This is a genomic window from Rhizobium ecuadorense (assembly GCF_001187535.1).
Taxonomy (GTDB): domain Bacteria; phylum Pseudomonadota; class Alphaproteobacteria; order Rhizobiales; family Rhizobiaceae; genus Rhizobium; species Rhizobium ecuadorense.
Genome location: NZ_LFIO01001428.1, coordinates 1 through 214, shown reverse-complemented (window position 1 = coordinate 214; position 214 = coordinate 1). Strand labels below are relative to the sequence as shown.

Sequence of the window (214 nt, the reverse complement as noted above, 5' to 3'; positions counted from 1 at the left end):
GTCTCCAGGCAGGTTCCATGTCGTGTCCGCCGTCGAAGACTTCGACAATTTTGCGGCCGGAGTGGTACGAAAACTCGAAGACGACGGAGCTCTCGTTCGATATTCCTGCGTCTGGCCACAACGTCAAATCATCAACAAAGAGCCCCTGCGCGAGGTCTCGCCCATCTACCAGGCCTTCCGACAGGAAAGGTGGGAATCTCCGTACCAACTGATT

1 protein-coding gene is annotated in these 214 nt (G+C 55.6%); it reads left to right on the top strand.

Annotated features, from left to right (window positions below):
* Positions 1-22: 22 nt before the first annotated feature.
* Positions 23-214: hypothetical protein (locus AF337_RS44675; protein WP_210168086.1), on the top strand; the 192-nt coding region annotated here is incomplete at its 3' end.